Here is a 7,546-nt window from a genome sequence, read left to right as displayed (position 1 = left end):
TCTGACAACACTGTATCTCTACAACAATCAAATTACCGATATCAGCTTCCTCGGCTCGCTCACCAATCTGACCACACTGGAGCTCTACAGCAATCAAATTACCGATATCAGCGCCTTGCGATCGCTCACCAATCTGACAACACTGTATCTCTACAGCAATCAAATTACCGATATCAGCGCCTTGCGATCGCTCACCAATCTGACAACACTGGAGCTCAACAAGAATCAAATTACCCATATCAGCGTGTTAGGCGAACTCGCACAGAAACGTCTTACTCTCTCAACTACGCCAATTGATGGTCAAAAAGCCACAGACGCCATCAAAGTTGCCTATGCCGCTATTGGGCTAGAAGAACCCTCCGTTATTATTTGCAGCAGTCCCCGCGACGTTTGTTTCCAAATCTTCAACAGGCTCAAACACGACCATTCACAAAACTGCTCAGACGAATACAGCAATAGATTGGGGAAAAAGCTAGACCAGAAATGGAGGCCCCCTGTGGGAGAATTTGCAAGTCCGGCGGTGTGGAAGTATGAGTTCGATAACATGACGATGGAGTCCAAAGTAGAAGAAAGCGCACTGACTTCGCTAATGTCCGAATGCGCTCAAAGCTATTATGGGCAATGGGAACGAATGATGGGGAATGTTGTTCCCTTTCATTTTTTCGAGTATCACGGCCTGATCTCCCGTAAAACCACCACGACTTTGTTTAAAGAAATCTATTTGACCCAATTGTATATATCTTCAGGCGTCAATATTTCCCAAAAGCTACAAGAAATACTTCGCTCCCTAAACCTGCTTTTCGAGCATTGCGGTTGGATATTTTCCTTTGAAAAGATTTGCTTTGTGTGCGATGGCCCGCGCCACCTGCGCTTTGACAGTCAAAACCGCTTGCACGCTGAAGCAGAACCTGCTATTGAGTTTGCGGATGGATGGAATTCTTACTATTATCATGGCGTCAGATTGCCTGAAAAATACGGTCAACTACACCCGAACCAATGGCAATCCCAATGGCTGTTATCAGAAAATAATGCCGAAGTGAAGCGAGTGTTAATTCAAGGAATTGGTTACGAGCGCATAATTCAAGAATTGTCAGCAAAACAAATAGATAGTTGGCAGGAATATGCACTATTAGAAATATATAACGGCTGGAATTGGGAGCCGATTTATTTGTTAAAAATGACTTGTCCGAGTACGGGATTCATTCACGCTTTGAGAGTTCCACCTGACCTGACATCTGCTAGGGAGGCAATTCGCTGGGTAAATTGGGATATCGATCCCGAGGAATTTTCCGTGCAGACTTGATATATAGCCTTTCTCACGTAAATTAAATGCTCGTGGGCTTCGGGCATAGCAGATATAAAAGCGTTTGAATTTTTAATTTCAGAACGGGGCTGACAATTCATTTAAGAACGGGCTAGGCTAGTTGTAGACTTCTATTTCCCTGCCAGGAATGCACCGATAAAACTTCATTCACCCTCCAAACATGGCAAAACAACTAGCAATAGAAACTCGCGGACTCACGAAACAATTCGATCGCCATATAGCCGTCAATGACATCGATTTGCAAGTAGCAGCAGGCGAAGTATGCGGACTGATCGGCCCCAACGGTGCCGGCAAAACTACTTTGCTGCGGATGTTGGCGGCGGCTGAGGAACCGACTATAGGGGAAATTTACATCAATGGGGATAGGTTATTGCGCGATCGATCGCACCCAATTCTCAAACAGCGCATCGGCTTTCTTCCCGACGACTTTCCCCTCTACGACGACTTGACTGTTTGGGATTATTTAGACTATTTTGCCCGACTCTACAACCTCCAGCAACCGCGCCGCCGAGAGCGAATCAACTCCGTCTTAGAACTCGTGCAACTAACCAACAAGCGCAACAGTTTAATTTCTACCCTGTCGCGGGGGATGAAACAGCGCCTGAGTTTGGGGAGAACTATTATCCACGAACCGCTATTGTTGTTGTTAGACGAACCGGTTTCTGGCTTAGATCCGATCGCCCGAATGCAGTTCCGCGAAATTATCAAAGTTTTGCAAGAAGCCGGCATGACCGTAGTCATATCATCTCACGTCCTCAGCGACTTAGCCGAACTTTGTAGCTGGGTGGGTATCATGGAACTCGGATATCTGGTCGAAAGCGCACCGTTACAAGAACTTTACAAACGCCTCAGCCGCCAGCAAATTTTCATGTCGGTTTTAGGAAATAAATTAGAAGCGCTAACATCCGCATTAAAAAACTTTCCTTGGGTGGAAAATTGGGCAATAATCCCGGAAACTCAACAGGTGTGCGTTGATTTTTCAGGAAGCCCGGAAGATGCCGCAAATTTATTACGCGAACTCGTGGCCGCCAACATTCCCCTAACCGAATTCCACTGCACTCAAGAAGACTTAGAAACCATCTTCCTCAAGATGGGACACCAGCAAGCATCATAATTTGCTCGTTTCCGGTTTACCAGAATAAACAGTGAGTTATAACTAAGTCGTCACCCATTCCTAATCACGAATAACCAATGACACTCCACTTACTAGACAAAATAGGCAACTGGAATCCCCAGTTATTTCGAGAAATCAAAGGCCGCTTGAATACTGGCAATATGGCGATCGCCTCTGCCCTTTCCCTAAGCGCTCAACTGCTGCTGTGGATGTATTTCAGCGCCCAGATACCCGTTCCCCCTGCTAATGGCAACTACACTTATCCCATCCATCACAGATTTTGCTTAGAGACTGCCAAGTCCTCTGAGAAACAGTGCGTCAGAGATGCCTTGGGCAACTTTGCCATTGACTGGCCCAACTGGTGGCTAGAGATATTCATTTTGCTGAGCATATTGAGCGTGTTAGCTTTATTAGTAGCAGGGACTTATCTGCTGGTCAGCGACTTAGACAAAGAGGAACGCCGCGGCACCCTCAACTTTATTCGCCTCAGTCCCCAATCTGCCAAAACAATTTTTCTCGGCAAAATTCTGGGCGTCCCAATTTTACTTTATCTAGCAGCAATTCTGACAGTACCGCTGCATTTGTACGCTGGATTAGCCGCCCAAATACCCCTGAATGAAATTTTATGTTTCTACACAGCCGCTGCAGCTAGCTGTGCTTTATTTTACAGCGGTGCGATGCTATTTGGATTGACAACCAGTTGGTTGGGAGGATTTCAACCTTGGTTGGCTAGCGCTACGGTTTTTGTTGTGTTTGGGATTTCTTGGCTCCCGCTCACGCGAGCTGCTTGGGATGTGTTACATTTTTTGTCTCCCCTTGTTATCCTGAGATATCCGCTTTTTCGAGTTGATAAAACTGATTTCGATTCGTTAGTTGAAAACTTAGACAAGTTGCAATGGTTTTACTCGCCAGTGGGTACAAATATTGCGAGTGGCATTGCTTTGTGTCTCTTGGTTTGTGGTACAGGAACCTACTGGATGTGGCAGGGATGGCAGCGCCGCTTTCCAAATCCCAGCGCTACAGTTTTGAGCAAGCGGCAAAGTTATTTGCTAGTTATCTGCTGTCAGGTAATATTTTTAGGGTTTGCACTCCAATCAGACCCCCCAGCAGGCAACGGTAATCTCCTCTGTTTACTTATCTTGAATTTGCTGATGTTCTTAGCTTTAATTGCAGCTTTAACATCTGACAGACAATCATTGTACGATTGGGCGAGGTATCGGAAACAAATTGTTCCCAGCAATCAGAAGCTGTGGCGACGTTACCCACTACTCGATTTAATTTGGAGCGATAAAAGTCCGGCTGTAGTTGCGATCGCCATCAATTTACTCAGCTCAGTAATAATTTTAACACCTTGGGCGCTGTTGGAAAAACCTGAGAAAAATGGATTTTGGGGTCTAATCCTCTGCCTGAATCTTATCCTAATTTACGCAGGCATCACCCAACTATTCCTATTTACAAAAACCAGAAATCAGGAAATTTGGGCCGTCGGGACAGTCGGCAGCGCTATCTTGTTGCCATCTGTGATTTTATCTATGCTATTGCTCACCCCAGAAAAAGCTCCTCTTTTGTGGTTGTGTTCAACATTTCTTGGCGTTTGGTTGTTGCCGTCTTTGGCACCCGTGTCAGGAAATACGATTTTGCTATCCATACTCAGTCAGTGGACTGTCTTGGTTTTGTTGAACTTCAAATTGAGGTCACAACTGAGACTCGCAGGGCAATCAGCTTCTAAAGCACTGCTGAAAGCTTGAAAAAGCTGGGGAAGGGATTAAACGTGAAACTCCGATTCAGGCAGGGATTTAAACCCCTGCCTGAAAGCTTAATTCCTCTTCAGACGACTGTTCAAGTAACTTATTATGCCAATTCCACATTTATAATCTACTTTATATTGAGCAATGGTGGTCGCTGCTACACAGACAAAGCCCACCTTGGCAGGCTTTAAGATTAAAGTTGAAAAATAATTTCTGACTGGACAGATCCAAAATTATAGAGTCAGCGTATATTACTAATGAACGCACTACAAAATTTCATGGGTTCGCACCCTTAAAAATTTCAGCTTGCCTGTTTGCAGTTGAGCTGCGCTCGCCCTTGGCTACACAGCCAACTATAAAATACGCCTAAGTGATCTGTATTTAGGAGTGGGTTTATTGGAATTTGGGGGCAGGTTTATATATCATTTTAGCTGCGTGTAATACTTTTATGGCAACCCACCCCTAAAGCCGAAAATAAGAAAAACTATCCTAAAAGTGCGACTTTGTGATATTTTGACTGAGAATACCGCCGCCGTTAGGCAATAGAAGTATCAAATTTAGAGGGTAATTAGAACATGGCAGAAATTAGAGACACCGCCCAAGCAAACTTGCTAGCAGGAACTCCAGAAGATGACCTGATTTTTGGTTTGATGGGCAATGACACCATTGCCGGAAACTCTGGTAATGACAGCATTTATGGAGGTAAGCAAAGCGATTTAATTGAAGGCAATTTAGGTCAGGATTCGCTATTTGGAGATTTAGAGAACGACACTATTAACGGCGGAGAAGGTAACGATTTTTTAGTGGGCGGAAAAGGCAGCGATTCCATATCGGGCAACTCCGGCAATGATGTTTTGTCTGGCGATCGAGATACTGATGTCCTGATAGGCGGAGACGGGGCAGACCTATTTGTTTTGAGGCGCTACGCTGAGGCCGATCCTGGTCGTACCAGCGGCGGTGTTAGTCTGGCAAATGCGGACGCGATCGCCGATTTTGTACCAGGTACAGATTTAATCGGTTTGGGGGAAGGTCTCAGTTTTAGCGACTTGAATATTCTGGAAGCTGGAAACGATACTGTTATTCAAGACCGGGTAACAGGAGAATTTCTCGCTACTCTCAGAGGGGTGAGACAAAGTTCGATTAACCAGGCAAGTTTCACTAATAATATTGGCAGTGTTGTTCCCAACCCCCCGCCTCCAGCGCGGACAACGGCTTATGCTTTAACTCCTGCTAATCGGATTGTCGGTTTTAGTCTTTCCAACCCGGGAAGTGTGATCTCAGATTTGCCCGTGACTGGATTGCAAGCGGGAGAAAGTTTGCTGGGAATTGATTATCGGCCGGCTAACGGTTTGCTTTACGGTGTGGGTTCTAGCAATCGCTTGTATACTGTCAATCCGATGACTGGGGAAGCAAGTCCAGTCGGTAACGGGCAGTTTGCTGTTCCCCTAACTCCGGGGGCTGCGGGTTTTGATTTCAATCCGACGGTTGATCGAATTCGGTTTGTCAATCAAGCCGATCAAAACGCCCGCCTCAACCCGGATACCGGGGCACTTGTGGATTTTGACACGCTGGCGGGGGGAGTTCAACTCGACGGGAATTTGGCTTATGCTGCGGGCGATCGCAATTTTGGAAGTTCTCCGGCTGCTGCTGGGGCTGCGTATGTGAATAACTTTGCCGGCGCAACTTCCACAACCCTGTTTGCAATTGACAGCGATTTGGATGTTTTGGTGCGCCAAGATCCGCCGAATAATGGAGTGTTGAATACGATCGGATCTTTGGGAGTTGATGCTACTAGCGTTCTCGGCTTTGATGTCAGGAGTATTGGCGGCCGCGAGGTGGCAGTGGCGGCGCTGGAAGTTGGTGGCATTTCCGGCTTGTACAATATCAATTTAAGTAGCGGTCAAGCTTCCTTTGTCGGTCAAATTGCCGACGGGAGACAGATTAACGGTTTGGCTTTGCCTTTGCCTACAGCTTACGCTTTAACTGTCAGAAATGGCGCTGAAACAATTGTCGGTTTTAATGAGGCGGGACCGCGGGCGATTCTCAGTGACACAGCAGTTACGGGGTTGCAGCCGGGAGAAAGTTTGCTGGGAATAGATTTTCGCCCCGCTAACGGTTTGCTTTACGGTGTGGGTTCTAGCAATCGCTTGTACGCGATCAATCCGGTGACTGGGCAAGCAAGTTCAGTCGGTAGCGGACAGTTTGCTGTTCCCCTAACTCCGGGGGCTGCGGGTTTTGATTTCAATCCGACAGTCGATCGAATTCGGTTTGTCAATCAAGCCGGTCAAAACGCCCGCCTCAACCCGGATACTGGGGCACTTGTAGATTTTGACACCCTGACGGGGGGAATTCAACTCGACGGGAATTTGGCTTATGCTGCGGGCGATCGCAATTTTGGCAATCCCGGCGCGGCGGCTGCTGCTGCGTATGTGAATAACTTTGCAGGGGCAGCTTCGACGACACTGTTTGCAATTGACACCAATTTAGACATTTTGGTGCGGCAAGATCCGCCGAATAATGGGGTGTTGAATACGATCGGGTCTTTGGGAATTGATGCTGGTACCGTTCTCGGCTTTGATATCAGGAGTGTTGGCGGTAACGAGACGGCTTTGGCTGCGATCGAAGTTGGGGGAGTTTCCAGCCTATACAATATCAATTTGACCACCGGTCAAGCTTCGATTGTCGGTCAAATTGGTGACGGGCGAGGGATTAAAGGTTTAGCACTGACTTTGATTTAACTGCTAGATTCCCAGCGATTTTAGGCATCAATTATGTACTTTTTAGGTATAAACTTGAAAGTAACTCAACTTTTCTACAATCTGAAATTGTCAGTCTAAAATCGTTTGGGCAATTCCAAATTCCCAATTTGAGGTAACATATTATTTTGCCAACCAAGATAATATGTTATCTCAAGTTTTTTACTTGTTACGTTCCCGCAGTGACGGCAAATATCTGTCCGCGAATCCCAATCCAGATGCGGCAGTGAGTTACCTGCTGATGTTTCGCGAAGACTATGACGCTTTGAGCTATCTCAACGCCCACGCTGTTGATGTTGCCGATCGATTCGGAGTAGAATCGATTTCCGGTTCTCAGGTAAAAAAGCTACTCGAACGTTGGGGCTTTAACGGTGTAGGGGTTGTTCAAGACCCGCTGTTACCCAATATTGAGTTTTTATTGACAAAGGATTGACAATTGACAAGATTTGCTATGCACCCGGTTTCAGGAAGAAATCGGGTTTTTTTGTCAAGTTTTGGGCCGATCGCCCGATCGAGCTTGTACACTTCTGTGCCCCATATCTAGTGCAAATTGTCAAATATATTAACCTTTTACCCTAAATCTGAATCCTGTTGTATATTCGTA

5 protein-coding genes are annotated in these 7,546 nt (G+C 46.2%); all 5 read left to right on the top strand.

Annotated elements, in window-relative coordinates; translation table 11 throughout:
* Positions 1-1,303 (top strand): leucine-rich repeat domain-containing protein (locus QUA42_RS14370; RefSeq protein ID WP_333137861.1); only part of this gene is annotated, 1,303 nt, incomplete at its 5' end.
* 181 nt (positions 1,304-1,484) lie between these two features.
* Positions 1,485-2,438, top strand: coding sequence for an ABC transporter ATP-binding protein (locus QUA42_RS14365; RefSeq protein ID WP_333137860.1), 954 nt, complete (start codon positions 1,485-1,487; stop codon positions 2,436-2,438).
* A gap of 77 nt (positions 2,439-2,515) precedes the next feature.
* Positions 2,516-4,186 (top strand): hypothetical protein, encoded by a 1,671-nt coding sequence (locus tag QUA42_RS14360; RefSeq protein WP_333137859.1) that lies wholly within the window; start codon positions 2,516-2,518, stop codon positions 4,184-4,186.
* Positions 4,187-4,761: 575 nt separating this feature from the next.
* Entirely contained in the window at positions 4,762-6,924 is a 2,163-nt protein-coding gene (locus QUA42_RS14355; RefSeq protein WP_333137858.1) for a DUF4394 domain-containing protein, read from the top strand.
* A gap of 163 nt (positions 6,925-7,087) precedes the next feature.
* Entirely contained in the window at positions 7,088-7,375 is a 288-nt protein-coding gene (locus QUA42_RS14350) for a hypothetical protein (RefSeq protein ID WP_333137857.1), read from the top strand.
* The last annotated feature ends 171 nt before the right edge of the window (positions 7,376-7,546 follow it).

Source organism: Microcoleus sp. Pol11C2, from assembly GCF_036701505.1.
Classification (GTDB): Bacteria; Cyanobacteriota; Cyanobacteriia; order Cyanobacteriales; family Microcoleaceae; genus Microcoleus.
The sequence above is the reverse complement of the archived record's forward strand: the minus strand, read 5'-3'. Positions and strand labels throughout refer to the sequence as shown.

Excerpts from the sequence above, each read along its gene's own strand:
- QUA42_RS14360 (WP_333137859.1), top strand. The coding sequence starts at position 2,516 with ATGACACTCCACTTACTAGACAAAATAGGCAACTGGAATCCCCAGTTA.
- QUA42_RS14365 (WP_333137860.1), top strand. The coding sequence starts at position 1,485 with ATGGCAAAACAACTAGCAATAGAAACTCGCGGACTCACGAAACAATTC.
- QUA42_RS14355 (WP_333137858.1), top strand. The coding sequence starts at position 4,762 with ATGGCAGAAATTAGAGACACCGCCCAAGCAAACTTGCTAGCAGGAACT.
- QUA42_RS14350 (WP_333137857.1), top strand. The coding sequence starts at position 7,088 with ATGTTATCTCAAGTTTTTTACTTGTTACGTTCCCGCAGTGACGGCAAA.